This window comes from Chryseobacterium sp. R2ACT005 (genome assembly GCF_049949215.1).
GTDB lineage: Bacteria > Bacteroidota > Bacteroidia > Flavobacteriales > Weeksellaceae > Chryseobacterium.
In genome coordinates, this window is sequence record NZ_CP188192.1 from 254,615 (window position 1) to 272,133 (window position 17,519).

13 protein-coding genes are annotated in these 17,519 nt (G+C 36.0%); 9 read left to right on the forward strand and 4 right to left on the reverse strand.

Features of this window, described 5'->3' with window-relative positions:
• Positions 1-30: 30 nt before the first annotated feature.
• Positions 31-1,926, reverse strand: a complete 1,896-nt coding sequence (locus tag ACPF63_RS01195) for an ABC-F family ATP-binding cassette domain-containing protein (RefSeq protein WP_426481713.1) — start codon at positions 1,924-1,926, stop codon at positions 31-33.
• A 209-nt stretch (positions 1,927-2,135) separates the two neighbouring features.
• Between ACPF63_RS01195 and ACPF63_RS01200 the strand changes: the two genes are divergently transcribed.
• Complete coding sequence (locus ACPF63_RS01200) at positions 2,136-2,648, forward strand: 5' nucleotidase, NT5C type (protein WP_426481714.1); 513 nt, start codon at positions 2,136-2,138, stop codon at positions 2,646-2,648.
• Between the two features lie 145 nt (positions 2,649-2,793).
• Positions 2,794-4,449, forward strand: coding sequence for an alpha/beta fold hydrolase (locus ACPF63_RS01205; protein WP_426481715.1), 1,656 nt, complete (start codon positions 2,794-2,796; stop codon positions 4,447-4,449).
• 93 nt (positions 4,450-4,542) lie between these two features.
• Here ACPF63_RS01205 and ACPF63_RS01210 read toward each other — a convergent pair whose 3' ends face one another.
• Positions 4,543-5,406: a glycoside hydrolase family 25 protein gene (locus ACPF63_RS01210; RefSeq protein WP_426481716.1), complete on the reverse strand. Its 864-nt coding sequence runs from the start codon at positions 5,404-5,406 to the stop codon at positions 4,543-4,545.
• A 66-nt stretch (positions 5,407-5,472) separates the two neighbouring features.
• Between ACPF63_RS01210 and ACPF63_RS01215 the strand changes: the two genes are divergently transcribed.
• The 5 genes from ACPF63_RS01215 (at position 5,473) to deoC (ending at position 9,966) form a co-directional block, all read left to right on the forward strand.
• A complete protein-coding gene (locus ACPF63_RS01215; RefSeq protein ID WP_426481717.1) occupies positions 5,473-6,735 on the forward strand; it encodes an NAD(P)/FAD-dependent oxidoreductase in 1,263 nt (420 codons plus the stop codon).
• Entirely contained in the window at positions 6,732-7,403 is a 672-nt protein-coding gene (trmD, locus tag ACPF63_RS01220) for a tRNA (guanosine(37)-N1)-methyltransferase TrmD (protein ID WP_077419016.1), read from the forward strand. Before ACPF63_RS01215 ends, trmD begins: the two co-directional genes overlap by 4 nt.
• Positions 7,404-7,783: 380 nt before the next feature.
• Entirely contained in the window at positions 7,784-8,719 is a 936-nt protein-coding gene (locus ACPF63_RS01225) for an endonuclease/exonuclease/phosphatase family protein (protein WP_426481718.1), read from the forward strand.
• 28 nt (positions 8,720-8,747) lie between these two features.
• Positions 8,748-9,218 (forward strand): Lrp/AsnC ligand binding domain-containing protein, encoded by a 471-nt coding sequence (locus ACPF63_RS01230; RefSeq protein ID WP_047379047.1) that lies wholly within the window; start codon positions 8,748-8,750, stop codon positions 9,216-9,218.
• 4 nt (positions 9,219-9,222) lie between these two features.
• Positions 9,223-9,966: a deoxyribose-phosphate aldolase gene (deoC, locus tag ACPF63_RS01235; protein ID WP_426481719.1), complete on the forward strand. Its 744-nt coding sequence runs from the start codon at positions 9,223-9,225 to the stop codon at positions 9,964-9,966.
• Positions 9,967-10,017: 51 nt separating this feature from the next.
• Here deoC and dusB read toward each other — a convergent pair whose 3' ends face one another.
• Positions 10,018-11,013, reverse strand: a complete 996-nt coding sequence (gene dusB, locus ACPF63_RS01240) for a tRNA dihydrouridine synthase DusB (RefSeq protein ID WP_426481720.1) — start codon at positions 11,011-11,013, stop codon at positions 10,018-10,020.
• Positions 11,014-11,211: 198 nt separating this feature from the next.
• On the opposite strand from dusB, the gene ACPF63_RS01245 reads away from it, so the two are divergent.
• On the forward strand, positions 11,212-13,182 hold the full coding sequence (locus tag ACPF63_RS01245) for a T9SS type A sorting domain-containing protein (RefSeq protein WP_426481721.1): 1,971 nt from the start codon (positions 11,212-11,214) through the stop codon (positions 13,180-13,182).
• A gap of 78 nt (positions 13,183-13,260) precedes the next feature.
• Here the strand turns inward: ACPF63_RS01245 and ACPF63_RS01250 are convergent, their stop codons facing one another.
• The gene (locus ACPF63_RS01250; RefSeq protein ID WP_426481722.1) at positions 13,261-16,488 is read right to left on the reverse strand and encodes a hypothetical protein; all 3,228 of its coding nucleotides are present in this window, start codon (positions 16,486-16,488) and stop codon (positions 13,261-13,263) included.
• Between the two features lie 154 nt (positions 16,489-16,642).
• On the opposite strand from ACPF63_RS01250, the gene ACPF63_RS01255 reads away from it, so the two are divergent.
• Positions 16,643-17,512 (forward strand): T9SS type A sorting domain-containing protein, encoded by an 870-nt coding sequence (locus ACPF63_RS01255; RefSeq protein WP_426481723.1) that lies wholly within the window; start codon positions 16,643-16,645, stop codon positions 17,510-17,512.
• Positions 17,513-17,519 lie beyond the last annotated feature (7 nt).

The window sequence follows — 17,519 nt, forward strand, 5'->3', positions numbered from 1 at the left end:
TCATAATTCATAATTTTTAATTCATAACTATTAAAGGATTTCCTGAAGCTCCAGCCATCTCATCTCATGGTTTTCCAGTTTTTCTGAAACTGTTTCCAGTTCGGAAGAGAGTTTGGCGATCTTTTCGTAATCCGCTTCATTGTTGAGTTGATCCAGAATTTTGGAACGCTGGTCTTCCAGTTCAGGCATTTCCTTTTCTATAGTTTCCAGTTCTTTTTGCTCTTTAAAAGTTAATTTTCTTTTTTTAGAGGCAAAAGCTGGAGCCGTTTCTGTTACAGCAGCTATTTCTTTAGCAGGCTCAGGTTTTACAATAGTGTTTTTTTCTAATGCTTCTTCACGGCCTCTCGCATCTCTGTATTCTGAGAAATTTCCTACAAAATTTCTGATTTTTCCGTCTCCTTCAAAAGCCAGAACATGATCTATAATTCTGTCCATGAAATATCTGTCGTGGGAAACGATAATCAAAGATCCCTGGAATTGCTGAAGGAAATTTTCAAGAACCGTTAGCGTAGGAAGGTCCAGATCATTCGTAGGCTCATCAAAAATCAGGAAATTGGGATTCTGATACAAAATATACATCAGGTGAAGTCTTCTCTTTTCCCCACCAGAAAGTTTGGAGATAGGAGAGTACTGAGTCTGATCATCAAATAGAAACAGCCTTAAGAACTGTGATGCAGATAAGCTTCTGCCATTGGCTAAAGGATAGAATTCTGCAATCTCCTTGATAAAATCAATCACACGCTCATCCTCTTTATAGGTAAGACCTTTCTGGGCGAAATAACCGAAAGATATAGTTTCTCCGGTTTCAATTTCTCCCTTATCAGCTTTTTCCAAACCTTGGATAATATTAAGCAGAGTAGATTTTCCTGCTCCGTTTTTTCCGATAATTCCAACCTTTTCACCACGTTGAAACTGATAGCTGAAATCTTTCAGAAGAACTTTTGGTCCAAAACTTTTATCAATATGTTTAAGCTCAAGAATTTTATTTCCCAGACGCTTCATCTCAAAATCCAGTTCCAATCCATCTTTTCTGGTATCAGTTTTGGCAACCTTCTCCGTTTCGTAGAAAGCATCAATTCTGCTTTTTGATTTTGTGGTTCTGGCTTTCGGTTGTCTGCGCATCCATTCCAGCTCCTTTCTGTAAAGGTTATTAGCTTTATCAATAGTAGCATTTAGATTCTCCTCACGAATCATTTTGTTCTCAAGATAAGTAGCATATGAACCATTATGAACATAAAGGTTTCTATCTTCCATTTCCCAGATAATGTCACAAACACTGTCAAGGAAATATCGGTCGTGGGTTACAAGCAATAATGTGATTTTTGCCTTATTCAGATAGTTTTCAAGCCATTCTACCATATCCACATCCAGGTGGTTGGTAGGTTCATCCATAATAAGAAGGGTATGTCTGTGCTCGGCTCTTGTTTCCGTAAGAAGTTTAGCAAGCGCTACACGCTTGATCTGTCCTCCGGAAAGGGTTCCCATCTTGGCATCCAGATCAGTGATCTTAAGCTGGGAAAGAATCTGTTTCATTTCATTTTCAAGATCCCATGCCTTATGAGCTTCCATATCGGCCAATGCTTTCTCAATAAAATCATTATCAGTAGAATGAAGTGATTGATGGTAATTTTTAAGGGCAAGAATAGGTTTTGAATCCAGCGCCATCATAAATTCCTCAATGCTGATTTTAGGATCATAATCAATTTCCTGGTCAAATAATACCACCTGGATATCTTTGTTGATGATCGCAGTTCCACTGTCTGCAATTTCTTTACCCATTAATATTTTCAGAAGGGTAGATTTTCCACTTCCGTTTTTGGCAACAATAGCAATTTTATCCCCTTCATTGATGTGAAAAGTAATGTTTTCAAATAAAACTTTGATGCCGTATGATTTGGTAAGGTTTTCTGCAGAAACGTAATTCATTGGAAATTAATGGTTTGATTTTAATTTTGAATTGAACCGCAAAAATACGAAAATGTAACCTAAAATTTTTCGGAACCTCTTTTATAAAAATGAATATTTATAATTTTTTAATAGAGTTTACAGGCGGGCTGAAAAAACTAATCAGTAAATTTGATAAAACACAATGAATACATTTTTAATAATAAATAATACAAAATCTGATTGAAGTAATGAAAAAAGTAATTGTCGACATGGACGGGGTAATGGCGGATGTATATCATCAGCTGGTACAATTTGAAAAAAGAGATACAGGAAGAGAAATTGAAATCAGTCATTTGACAGGTAAGCCTGAAATAGAATCATTTCCGAATGGAAAAAAACACGTTAATGAAATAGGGTTTTTCAGAACCTTGCCTGTAATGGAGGGAAGCCGTGAAGCAATGGAATATCTGAATAATAAATATGATCTGTATATTGTATCTGCAGGCATGGAATTTCCCAACAGCTTAAGAGAAAAATATGATTGGCTTGCAGAACATTTTCCATTCATCACCTGGGAGCAGATCGTTCTTTGCGGAAGCAAAAAAGTAGTTGCCGGAGATGTGATGATTGATGATTATCCCAAAAATTTAGATCATTTTTCCGGACAGAGATTGATATTTACCCAACCTCATAATGAACTGATAGAAAACGAGACTTACGAAAGAGTTCATTCATGGGAAGAAGTTATGAATATCCTTTAAAAACAGGGATTTTAAATGTTTTTTAGAATAATCATAAAAATAGCGGAAAGCTTTAAATGAATTTTAACTAAAGCTAGATTAAATTTAATAAGACGTTGTGAGAACAGGCTGTTGAAAAGAAATAAGTTTGCATCAAACTTTTAACATGAAAAAACGTAATACCTTATTCTTCCTTTTGTTGGCTTCTTCTTTCCATGCACAGATTATTTCCGGAACTATTATTTCTAAAAATGAAAATCAACCTGTTTCTTATGTGAAAATTGGCGTTGAAAAGAAAACAACCGGAACGATTTCTGACGAAAAAGGAAATTTTTCAATAGATCTTTCCAATCTGGATCCGCAGCAAAAGGTAAGAATCGAAGTACCTGGATATGACATTTATCAGGAAACAATCCAGGATTTTAAAAAGCATGATCAACAAAAAATATTTTTAATAGAGAAAACTAAAAATATTAAAGAGATAACCATTAAACCTAAAAAACTTGTTGATAAAAACTGGGGAGTAAATACAAAAACAAAAAGCGTCACGTACTCTGTTAATCCGGAATTTGACAAGAAAAGTTTTTTGGGAGAAACGGCTTTAGAATTCAATGCTAAGAAAAGATCTAAGCTTAAAAATATCAATCTGAATATAGCCAGCTATGTTTCTACCCAGCCGGTTTTAATGAGATACAGTATTTACAGTGAAAAAAATGGTTTCCCGGACAAAAATATTCTTGAAGAAGAGATTACTGTGGAACTTACTGAAAATATGATCAAAGATGGAACTTATACACTGGATGTCAACGATCGTAATATCTGGGTTCAGGGAAAATTTTTTATCGGAATACAGTTTTTAAAAGATTTTGATGGCAGAATTAAAATAAGTGCCGCTTTATTCAGAACCGGATTTATAAGAGAATTTTATGGAGACTGGCAGAAAATGACCATTGCTGCACCAGCGATTAATATTGATGTAAAAATGGATAAAAACGGAGACAATAATCCAGAAAACGAAGGCGGGTTTGCGGATGACAGCGCTGAAGCACTAATGCCTGATGTATCAAAATATGTTCAGGAATCGGAGAAGACGGTATATGGTCAGAATGCAGCTGCCGGGAAATATCTCAAACTTCAGGATACAGACCTTTATTATGAGATCTATGGTGAAGGAGAACCATTGATTCTGCTTCATGGAAATTCCGGAAGTATAAAAGATTTCTATCAGCAGATTCCTGTTTTATCAAAGCAGTACAAAGTAATTGCAATAGATACCAGAGGACAGGGAAAAAGTATAGATTCTTCAAAAAAGGATTTTACTTATAAAATGTTTGCTGATGATGTAAAGGCACTTATTGATCAATTAAAATTGAATAAAGTAAACATTACCGGCTGGAGTGATGGCGGAAATACAGGTCTTGAATTCGCTCTGAAATACCCGGAAAGACTTAATAAATTAATAACCATCGGAGCAAATGCTTTTCCTGATGGAGTAGATGATAAACTTACCGATCATTTTGAAAATAAAATGCTGGTCATGAAAGCACTGAAGGATCCTAAAAAGTTTAATGAACAAAGGCTTCTGAATATCATGCTGACACAGCCTCGTATCGCCAGAAAAGATTTAAATAAAATTGGAAGCAGAGTGTTGGTGATCGCCGGAGATAAAGATGTTATTAAACCAGAGCACACTGAACTTATTGCCAAAGAAATTCCTAATGCGGAACTCAAAATTTATAGCAATGCTACCCATATGATTCCTTTTGAAAATGCAGATCAACTCAATACAGATATTCTGAATTTTTTAGGGAAAAGCAATTAAGTTAAAGGAAGGAAGTGGCAAGATGGAGGCTGGAAGTTATATCAGTCAGAATATATACTCCCATCTTCCTGCTTCTACCTTCCTTTCTTGTTTCTAATCCAGAGTTAGCCTTCTTAGCGACCAGGAATTACCATTATAAATGTCAAGATCCACTTTGGCGTTGATGCCATGCACAATTCCGTTTTCTGTAAACTGCCAGAAATCCCACTGGTCATCGGGAGACGGAGACGGAACATCATTGTAATTGGCCAGCCATAATGGATAGCCTTCAAATTCATCTTTCAGAAAATCTTTATGATAATGATAATAGGTGTAAATGATAGGTTTTTCACCATAAGCCTCCTCTACAATTTTGCACCAGACTTTCAGATCTTCAATCAGTTTTTTATTCGTTTTACGTTTTGGAATTTTTTCAATATCAAGAATAGGAGGGAGATCTCCGCTTTCAAGTTTTACGTTTGCTAAAAAGTTGTTGGCCTGAATAACAGGATCTTCGTCAGCTCTGTAAAAATGGTACGCGCCACGGATAAGATCATTTTTTTTAGCCATTTCCCAGAACTCCTCAAAATGCTTGTCGGCACTTCGGTTTCCCATCGTGGCACGCATTACAACGAACTCCAGCGGAATGGTTTTGTTACCAATGCTGAGACTGTCCCATTTGATATCTTCCCTGTTCTGATAATGAGAAACATCAAAACCATAGGTCTTATCAAGGTTGCTCGTTAAAATCCTCTGAATTCTTGCGGCTTCTCTTTCACTGTTGTGGAGTTTCTTGTGAGTAAATTTGTTAAAGTACAATGCATAATAATAGCTGATGGATTGCTTTAAATAAAAGCCGGTTCCGATAAGAGCTACAATTAAAATAGCCAATATTACCTTTCTCCGGAAAAAATAGTTCTTCCGTCTTGTTTTATGGAGCTGTTTGGCAGTTTTTTTGGTGTACTTTTTTGGTGTCATAAAGTTTTGCAAAACTAACTTTTTTCACTGCTAAATGCTAAAATAAAATCAGTAAATTTGTGTATTATGGAAACACGCGAAAAAATCATCATTATAGGAGGAGGATTTGCGGGGCTGCAGCTTGCAAAAACATTGAATAACAAGAACAAAAAAGTAATCGTTCTGGATAAAATGAACCATCATATGTTCCAGCCGCTTTTTTATCAGGTAGCCTCAGGAAGGATAGAACCTTCCAATATCTCTTTCCCTTTCAGAAAAATTTTTCAGCAGTCCAGAAACACTCAGTTCCGTATGACAGAGGTGAAAGAAATAGACCCTTCCAGCAATAAAGTAATTACCGATGAGGCAGAATTTACTTATGATAAACTTATCATTGCAACGGGCTGTAAAACTAATTTTTTTGGGAACAAAGATCTGGAAGGAAAAGCCTTCGGAATGAAAAATACCCAGGAAGCCATCAGCATAAGAAATCATGTATTGATGACCTTTGAAAAACTGATTATTGAAAAAAGCCGAAGCGATGACGGAAACTGGAATATCGTTATCGTAGGAAGCGGACCTACCGGAGTAGAGCTGGCAGGTGCTTTTGCCGAAATGAAAAAAGACATCCTTCCAAGAGATTATCCCTACATGAATTTTGACCATTTGAAGATTATTCTGGTAAGTTCCACAGAAAAGCCACTTGCGGTAATGAGCAGTGAGGCTCAGGAAAAATCTGAAAAATACCTCAAAGACCTTGGAGTGACTTTTATGAGTGGAGAAGTGGTGACAGATTATGATGGAGATAAAGTACATCTTAAAAGCGGGAAAGAAATAGCTTCCAATAATGTAATCTGGGCAGCCGGAGTTACCGGAAATGTGGTAGGAGGTTTCCCCGAAGAAAAATTAGTAAGAAACAGATATATTGTAGATCGATATAATAAAATAAAAGGATACGATAATATTTATGCCATCGGGGATATTGCCTATATGGAAACTCCAAAATATCCACAGGGACACCCGCAGGTAGCAAACGTAGCCATTAATCAGGCAAAAAATTTAGGTAAAAATTTATTAAAGAAAAGTCAGAACGAGTGGAAAGAATATGAGTATGATGATAAAGGTTCACTAGCGACTATAGGGAAGCACAGAGCTGTTGTTGATTTACCATTTATAAAATTCCAGGGATTTCTGGCGTGGTATTTCTGGATGTTTCTCCATTTAATGCTAATTTTGAGCGTTCGAAATAAGCTGGCTATATTCTTCAACTGGATGTGGAGCTATATCAACAAAGATTCTTCTTTAAGATTAATTATTCTACCTACTAAGAAAAACGAAACATTACAATGAGAATTGACATAATAAGCGTACTTCCGGAATTGATGGAAAGTCCATTCAAAACTTCTATTTTGAAAAGAGCAATGGATAAAGGGCTGGCAGAAGTACATTTTCATCAACTGAGAGACTGGGCTGTTAATAAGCACAGGCAGATTGATGATGAACCTTACGGAGGCGGGGCAGGAATGGTCATGATGATTGAGCCGCTGGATAAGTGTATCTCAGAGCTTAAGTCCCAAAGAAATTATGATGAGGTAATCTATCTGACACCGGATGGAGTGACTTTAAATCAGAAAATTGCCAATTCACTTTCTATAAAAGAAAATCTGATCTTTCTTTGTGGTCACTATAAAGGAATAGACCAAAGAGTAAGGGATCTCCATATCACAAAAGAAATTTCAATAGGAGATTATGTTCTTACCGGAGGAGAACTGGCTGCCTGCGTTCTTGCAGACTCTGTCATAAGACTGCTTCCAGGAGTTTTAAATGATGAACAGAGTGCCTTAACGGATAGTTTTCAGGATGATCTTCTTTCACCACCCATTTATACCAGACCTGAAAGTTATAAAGGACTGGATGTACCTAAAATTTTACTGAGTGGCAATTCAGGAAAAATTGAAGAATGGCGTCATGATGAAGCTGTAAGGATCACTAGGGAAAAACGTCCCGATTTATTATAGTCAAATATTGTTGAAATTTATTTAATTTTTATCCGCTTTGAATTCCGTTTGTCATGAAGATAAATGGAATAATATTTGTTGTAAATTTAATAAATGTGAAAAATATTAATATTTCTAATTTTAAATTAAAAATTTATTTCTATTATTCTGGTTTTTACGTATTATCTCAATTTTGATTAATGTGTTAAAACTCTCCAATAATTGAAAAATTAATTTATTATAACTGATTTCATTGGTATTTTTTATTATATTTGAATCGTTTTTTATAGGAAATTGATTCGTTTTTTTTAAGTTGAATCAAAGGAATTTGAAAAAACAATAATTTTACATCTTATAGAAAAAAAGAACATAATAAATTAAAAGTATAGAAATTAGTGTAGATGGAACTGTTCTCTTTTTATAATGTTGAAAATTTATTTTTACCCGATCCGAAACCTGTCCACAAATTAGATCCTACCCGGTCAGGATTAAGGAATTGGGATGAAAAAAGATATAATAATAAGCTTTTCAAAATCTCCCATGCATTTCAGTTGATGAAGGAGGATAATGGTGTAATGCCATTTGTAATAGGATTGTCTGAAGTTTCCGGAAGGAAAGTACTGGAAGATCTTGTGGAGATAGAACCCTTTGATTCGCAATATGGAATTGTACATTACAATTCTATGGACGAAAGAAAAGTGGATGTAGCCATGTTGTATGATAAAAATAAAGTAGAGGTAATAGATTCAGAAACCATTACTTTCTTTTTTGAAATAGTAAACAAAAACACAGAAAATTACGACACAACCAGAGACGTACTTTTTTCAAAAATTAAATATAAAGGGGAAATTATTAATGTCTTTATCGCCCATCTTCCCTCTAAGCGAGAAAAAGATATCAATAAACCTAAAAGAGCCTTTATATTGAATGAAATCCGGCAACGGATTATGAAAATTGTAGATGCTGATAAAGAGCATGTCATATTGTGTGGTGATTTTAACGAAAACCCGGATGATGAAAATTTAGTACAGATTCTCTATAACAATGACCATGAGAAGGTTTTAATGAACCCTTTTCAGCAATTGTTTTCTACAAGAAATTATTCTACTTTTCATTATAAGTCTGGATTGCTGTATGATCAGATCATTATGTCAAGATCTTTGCTTGATAATAAGACGCTGAGTTTTCAGGATGCCCAAATATTCAATTCTGAAAAAATACGCAGCAGAACCAGAAATTTTGAAGGACGGCCTTTCCGAACTTATGCTGGTACAAGGTATTTGGGAGGATATAGTGATCACTTTCCGGTTTTTGTAAAATTTAAAAGTTTACAGTAAAAAAACATAAATAATAAAAAAGTAGAAAATGAAAAATTCGAGCAACACAAGCTATCATTTAGATTCTATTGACAAGGAAATTATCTACATGTTGATGGATAATGCTAAAACTTCTTTAGCCCATATTTCAAAAAATGTTGGAATTTCCACAACTGCAGTGCATCAAAGAATCAAAAAACTTGAACATGCAGGAGTTATTGAAAATTCAATATCATTTCTTAATCCTAAAAAAATAGGATATAAAGTGATTTCCTACATTGGTGTATTTCTGGATCAGCCAAGCCATTATCCAGAAGTGGTAAAATCTTTGCATGATATAAACGAAGTAGTGGAAGCCCATTACACAACAGGAAACTATACCATATTCCTGAAAGTTCTGTGTAAAGATAATGATCACTTAATGCAGATCCTTAACAAGCTGCAGAAACTGAAAGGAGTAACAAGAACAGAAACCTTTATATCTTTAGAACAAGGTATTTACAGACAATTGAAAGTATAACGATATGAACATAGCCCAATATTTGGATTCAACCTACCTGAAAACACCAGAACAATCAGGTATTTCCCATGAAGAAACACTTCAAAAAGATAAAGAACTTGCACAGGAAGCTATAGAGAATGGTATTTTTGCTGTAATGATTCGCCCGGATTATGTAGCTGAGATCAGGAAATATATTCAGGAAAGAAATTCAAATGTTGCAGTAGGAACTGTAATAGGCTTTCACGAAGGTACCTATTCTGTGGATGAGAAGCTTGCTGAAGCCTCAAAAGCAATAGAGGATGGGGCTGATGAATTGGATTTCGTTATTAATTATACAGCTTATCTACAAGGAAATATAGAACTGGTAAAAGATGAATTTGTAAAATGTACAAGATTGTCTCTTGAACATCATAAAATAGCAAAATGGATTATTGAAATTGCCGCTTTGACAGATGAACAAATTGCAGATCTTACCAAAAATATTTCTACTTGGGCCGAAGAGAATTTCTCTGAAAATGATTGGTCAAAAATTTTTGTTAAATCTTCAACAGGATTCTACAAAACTCCTGAAGGAAAACCTAACGGAGCAACTTTTGAAGGAATAACAATTATGCTCAACAACGCAGGAAAACTTCCTGTAAAAGCAGCAGGTGGTGTAAGAACTCCTGAAGATGCTGAGAAAATGATCAATATGGGAGTAAAAAGAATAGGTACCTCCTCAGCTTTAGCGTTGATTAAAAATGAATCCTCGTCAGAAGGATATTAATCTAAGGTTCAAATAATAAAAAACCATCAGCAAAACTGATGGTTTTTTTATTTATATCTGTGCCTGATATTCTTCGTAGAACTGTTGGGTTTCTTTGATCAAGCTGTTCATTTCTTCCAATGTGAAAACTTCCAGGAATTTTCTTCTGAAGTCCTTGAAGTGAGGTATTCCTCTGAAATAATTACTGTAGTGCTGTCTCATTTCTACCAAACCTAATCTTTCTCCTTTCCATTCAACACTCCATTCCGCATGCTGGCGAACTGCCAATAATCGGTCTGATATTGTAGGGGCAGGTAAATGCTCTCCTGTTTTAAAGAAATGCTTGATTTCATTAAATATCCATGGATAACCAATAGCAGCACGCCCGATCATAATACCGTCACATGCATACTTTTGTTTATATTCTAATGCTTTTTCAGCAGAATCAATATCTCCGTTTCCAAAGATTGGAATCTCAATATTAGGGTTTTGTTTGATTCTGGAAATATGTTCCCAGTCTGCCTCACCCTTGTACATTTGAGCGCGGGTTCTGGCATGTATAGTAAGAGCTTTAATTCCTGTTTCCTGCAGGCGTTCTGCTACTTCATCAATATTGATAGTATGGCTGTCCCATCCTAAACGGGTTTTTACCGTTACAGGCAGATGAGTGGAACTTACTACAGCCTTTGTAAGACGAACCATCAGGTCAATGTCTTTCAAAACACCTGCTCCCGCTCCTTTGCAGACAACTTTTTTTACAGGACATCCAAAATTGATATCTACCAGATCCGGATTTACTGTTTCAACAATTCTTGCAGACATGGCCATAGCTTCTTCGTCTCCACCAAAGATCTGTATCCCCACTGGTCTTTCATAATCGAAGATATCAAGCTTTTTACGGCTTTTGATAGCGTCACGAATCAACCCTTCAGAAGAAATAAATTCCGAATACATTAAGTCTGCACCATGCATTTTACACAAACGTCTGAACGGAGGATCACTTACGTCTTCCATCGGAGCCAGCAAAAGTGGAAATTCCGGCAGTTCTATGTTGCCTATTTTTATCATGGTGCAAATTTACGAAATTCTGAAAAAACAATATTTTACTATTTGTAAAACATTAAGTGTTTCACATATTGTTGTTTATTTAAGGGATTTTATGATATTTTGTTTAATTTTTATTTAATTTATGTGTTTGGTTTTCAGTGTTTTTGGTGTTGTATTAAAAAATATTTTTTATATTTAATACAAACAAAAATTAATAATATGAGAAAAATTCTATTTTGCTTGATGGCAGGCTTTGCTGCATCAAATTTTTATTCACAAGTGAATGTGTCTGCTACGGCAGGTACAGCTACAGGAACCTATACTACGGTAAAGGGAGCATTTGACGCTATTAATGCGGGAACACATCAGGGAGCAATTGCAATCAGTATCACAGCTAATACAACCGAAACAGCAACTGCCAGCCTGAATGCCAGTGGTGGTGCAACGAGCTACACTTCCGTTGGGATCAAACCGGCAGTGGGAGTTACAGCTACTATTTCAGGAGATGTTGCCAGTGCGCCTTTAGTGAGAATACTGGGCAGTAATATTACCTTAGATGGAAGTAATGCTGCTTCAGGAACTACAAAAGATCTTACCCTTACCAATACTTCTGTTACAGCACCGCAGGTCCTTACATTTATTGCGGCTTCTGCAGCAGCGGCCAATACCAATATTATGGTTAAAAACCTGAATATTATAAATGGTATCAATAATTCTTCAGCTTTGGTAATGTATGATGGAGCTACAACGCCTACCGGAGGTTTTTTTAATAATGTTACCATTCAGAATAATTCTGTGAAAAAAGCCTATATGGGAATCTATCTATTTGCAGCTATAGGAGCAGGTAATGGAGGGAATACATTGGTTACTGGTAATGATATAAGTGCTTCAGGAGCAAATGCGAACCGTCTTGGAGGAATTTATGTCCAGGGTGCAGATGGAGTGACAGTAAGTAATAATACCTTAGGTAATTTTGAAACGACCAATGCAGAAATAAAAAGAGGAATCTGGTTTGCAACAGCAACAGTGAATTCTTCAATTATTTCAAATACCATTACCAATCTTGGTTATACAGGAACTGGTGCTGGAGGAGCTTCCGGGATCACTATTACTTCCGGTAATACAGGTGCCTCTGCAGCAGCTAATATTATTGTAAGAGGAAATACCATTTCCAATTTTACCTCCACCGGAACGGGGTCTCTGTTTGCAGGAATTTATGCAGGAGGTACATTGACAAATGGAATGACTATCACTAATAATAAAATATCCGGGATCAAAAATACCAATACATTCGGATATGGAGCGCAGGGAATATATCTTGCTACAACAAGTCCTACCTCCAATACCTTAGTAGCCAATAACATTGTAAGTGGTGTAGCTGGCTATGGATATGCAACAACCGGAGGCGTAAATGATAACGGAAACGGAGTTGTCATTACTGCAGGAGGAGGTTATAAGCTTTATTATAATACTGTTGTGATGGATGTAAGCCAGACTGTTGCAGGAAGGCCATCTGCTTTAAACATTACAAGTGGGGTAACCGGTGCAGGAGGTATTGATGTGAGAAATAATCTTTTTGTAAATACCCAGACCCAGGCAGGAGATAGATATGCTATTTATGCCGGTGCGGCCAGTACGGTTTTTTCTACCATTAATTATAATAATTTTTATTCTTCCGGAACTAATCTTGGCTATATCGGGGGAGTTGCAAAAGCTACCCTTGCTGATATCCAGTCAGGATTTGGAGGTAATGTAAATTCTTTAAATGTTCTGCCGGTATTTGTATCAGCAACAGACTTCCATGTATCTGGTACCGGAAACGCAGCTCTTGATAATAAAGGAACTCCGGTTGTTGAAGTTACATTGGATGCTGATGGCAATACAAGAAACGCTGTAACACCGGATCTTGGAAGCTTTGAATTTACAGCAACAGTATTAGCTGTAAATGAAGCTGCGAAAAAGAATACAGTCAGTTTCTATCCGAACCCAGTTGTTGATTACCTTTACATCAATAATGACAGCAGAATAAAAGATGTTGAAGTATATAATGTTTCAGGGCAAAAAATGCTTTATGAAACAATCAATGCAGAAAAAGGCTCTGTAGATATGAGACGTGCTCCTGCAGGAATTTATATCTTAAAAGTGAATACTGAAAGAGGCTCGCAGTCACTTAAAATTATTAAAAAATAAAAATTAACTGATAACCAATACAAATCCCCAATATCACTATTGGGGATTTTTTTTATGGTAAAAAAGGAAATGTTCAGCTTAGAAACTTGCCTTTACCTGCATACTTCCAATATGAATGGTCCTGTCACCGGAGTTTCTTCCTTCGTAATTAAGATTCAGCTGGATAAATGAGTTGATCGCCTGCTGAATAAATACACTCCATACCTGGTTTTTTCCTGGCTTCAGACCATCCAGCATCTGGTTTCCTACAATGCTGAAATTGTTTCCGGTAAAATTGTTACTGATGAATGAGAAGTTTCCGCGGATGGATGTTTTTCTGCGCTCCCATTGGATGGTTCCTGTCACGTCAAAAGCTTTAAGAAGTTCTTCACCATCCAGCCTTTGTTTTTGACGGAAAGCGGAAGACAGTTCAGCCTGTATAGCGTCTGTAAACTTATAGGTGGCCTTAGGTTTTGTTTCAAAATTATTGAGACGGTAATCCCTTGTTGCAAACAATTGTGAGGAGTTTTGGATGTCATGAACAGAATTTTCCCAATCTACTCTGAATTCTTTATTGAACCAGTATCCGATATTCAGAAAATGAGAGGTTTGCTCACGCTCTTCATTACTAAAATTGGCATTGATAAGATTATCATTTGTGATGAATCTGTAGTTACCGTTCCAGCCTGATTTGTCGGTAGGATTGAATTGTACGGAAGCCAATATATTTTGATTTTTAAGGATCTGATCGCTGTTTTTTTCAAAAGGATTCAGCACAAGAACTTTATCCTTTTTATAGAATGAGTTTTGGGAATTCAATGAAATATTGAAATTCCAACGCTTTAAAAATCCGTTTTCTGAGTTGAAAACGATGGCCGGGTTGACAAATAATGCCAACTGTAATTTATTTTTATTGGAAGGAATATACCTTACGGAATTGGTATACACACGAATATATTGGGCAAGATCGGAATATTCGGCAATTTCAAATTCATCAAGCTGCTGTATGCCGTCTCCGTTATAATCTGTCCATTTATACACACCTTGTCCATCCGTTACTTTAATGTACTGGAATTCTCTCTGCGCTTCCTGCCCGTTTCCAAGTTCGTAGAAAGCCTGAAGGCGCATTCCGTTTCTGAAAAGCTGTTGATTGTATAGAATATTTCCTACTACAAAGTCATTATTTCGGGTAACATCACCTTCTGCACCTGAGTAGAAAAATTTTCTGTAGTGAATTAAAGCATTTAGTGTAGTTTTTTCCGTTTTGATGATCTGACTTTCGGCCATGAACCCTAAAATATTATTCATATTCTGAAGTCTGTTGTCACGTACAGAGTCATTATCTCTCATGTATACTTTTGCCAATAGCTTGGTTCTCGTACTGTCACCAATCTTCTTTTGCAAAAAGATTTCTTTCCAGCTGAAACTTGTGACATCCATAAGTTGAGTGTCATTGTATTTTTTCTCATTGTGTTCCATGCTTCCACCGATCGCCCAGCTTCCTTTTTTACCGGTAAATTCAGTTGAAATTCCTCCACGGATAAATTTAGTATCCTGAAGAGTGGCATTGGTACTCAGATAAGATAAATTCCCTTTGGTAAAGAGTTTCCCTGTAATCCATCCGAAATCCAGGTCATTTTTAAGCCCTTTGTAAGAGTCCTGTTCATTCAAATAATTGACACGGTAGTTTAAGGTAGATTTATTATTCCATTTGTTCAGGAAGCTGAAAATAAACCTGTTTTGGGTCTTCTTGTTAAATTCCTGTGTAAGGTTGAAATCTCTGGAGAATTCCACATCATTGATACGGTCAAGAATATGAAACTGTCTGTCTATATACTGATATTCAAAACTTGGAGTTCCCTTCCAAGTGTTCTTCGTAAAGCTTTTATTCCCGAAAATACGCCACGCATAGCCCATATTCTGATCAGAATCCTTTGATGAAAACAAATTGACATCATAATTACTCAGGGAGATGTTGGCCCCTATTTTTCCTTCATTTAATAAATACTCAGAATTCAGGGAATATACCTGTGATTTCTGAGGAGAAGGAAGTTTTCTTACCGCTCTGTAATCTCCGGCATTAGGCCCTACATATTCAAAAACACGCCCGTTATTAGTGGTCTGTGCTATTTTATAATCTCCCAGATTAACTCCGAAATAAGTGAAAGAAACCTGATAAAGTGTTAAGTTAGGATCAGTAGAAAATTCGTAGAAATTCCCGGCAGTGTTTAATTTGTATAAAATTTTATTGACATCATATTCGGTAACAACTCCTGATGGTGCATACATCAGGTTGGGGTCATTACCTGCTTCAGCAAGGATCTGTTCATCTTCTTTAGAAAGATTTAAAGAAAGAGGTGCATTTTTGTTGTCATTTTCCATGAACCAGTTTAGGCCCACTTTGAATTTTTCTCTCTGATGCTCAAGTTTTCCGGTAAATAAATATCTTGAATAATTTCTGTTGGCGTAGTTATAAGAAATCGTAATGAAATTCTGTTGGAAAATAGGACGGAAACTGGTAAAAGTAACCTCACCTGTATTGTAATTGATGATATAATCCTGATTTTCTCCTCGTTTCATTAAGATACCGTCAATGAAAACCTGCTCAGAGCCTGAGATTAGGGTAATAAACTGCTCACCATTCTTACCGGTCAGACGGTAAGGTCCCTGGTTACCTTCAACCCCTTGAAAACGGATTCTATGGAATTCACTTCGTGCAACACCGGCAGAAATATCGATCAATGTTTTGTTTTCCTTTCCAAATTCTGTCTGAAACTGAAGTCCCATACTTCTTCTCTGGTATTTCGCGAAATAATTTTTAGCCTCTACAAGATCAAGGTGTCCGGCTCTGAGAATAGACTTTTCCTTGATATTAAGCTGCATATAAATTTTGTCAAATTCCTCCAAAGTCTGGGTATAACCATCAGCTTGAATAGGAAGGTTATGATCTGAAATACTGGCTAAAATCGTAACATCCTTTGACAATCGTCCTGAAATCTGGAGATCCATAGAACTTTGTACAGATTGTCCCTGGTTGTTACCAAAAGTAATTCCACGGATAATAGATCCCTTTGAATTAAGCTCTCCTAAAAATCTTTTTTTATCATTTTTTGCCAGTACAGCCTCATCGATAATGATCTTATTGTGTGTTCTTATGAAATCCAGAGTGTCTTTGGCAAAGATATCCTGCTCAAGCCGTGCGGCAAGAATACTATCCCTTTTAATGCTGTCTTCAGGAACGTTGGGATTTTTCCATGAAAATACCTGAGCATTTCCTGAAAATATGCCTAAGAAGAATAAAACGAATAGAATGATGAAATTCCGCAACTTTTAAAAATAATTCGTAAAAATAATTAAAAAATGTTAACATTAAGGGGTCAACTATAATTAACAAAAACTTAACCTCTTTATTGTCCCCCAAAAAAAATTAGAATGTAGTTTTGTATGGAAAGAAAATTATTAACAACGAAAAATTTAAATCATGAAAAAACTTTATTCTCTTTTTGCAACAGTGATGATAAGTGCAGTTGCTTTTGCACAAACAACTTACCTTTGGGATGGAAGTTCTGTAAATCCTATTTCTGGTACAAATGCTAATATTTCAAGTGTAGCATTTGCAGCAACTCAGGGAAATAATAATGGTACGACTAATTTAATTACCACTTCATCTGTGTCTTCTGGCTATACAGGAGCAAGCGGATCCAGTAATTTTGGTGCTGCTGCTTTTAAAGAAGCTCTTACCACTGCTGCAAGTACTTATTTTAGTGTAACTGTTACTCCTGTTGCAGGTAATAAAGTAACTTTAAATTCTTTAAATTTAGGATCGAGAGGAACATCTACAGGACCTGGAAAGATTACAGTATATTCCAGCATTGATAACTATACAACGGCGATAGGTACTGTAAATGTTAACAATAATAGTACATGGACATTGAATAATATCACTTTTGCAGGTGCTAATTTAGTAGGTGCAGAATCAGCTCCTGTTACCTTAAGAATCTATGGAAGTGACAGTCCTGGTACAGGAACTCCATCTCTTGGTACTGCCAACTGGAGAATAGATGATATTTCTTTAATTGTTACTTCATCTACTGCTTCTTTAGCTGTTATTGATGCTAAAAATGCAAAATCAGGGAGCTTTGTAAAGAATTCTTTTGTTAAAAACAATGAGATTGTTTTCGGATCTGATGTAAAAAATGTAAAAGTTTTCAACATGTTCGGACAGCTTGTAAAAGAAGGTTCTGTGAAACAAAACGGAACGGTAAATATTGCTGAACTGGCAAAAGGAAACTATATCGTAACAGGTACAGTAAACAACCAGCCGGTTTCTCAAAAAGTTCTTAAAGACTAATCTCTTG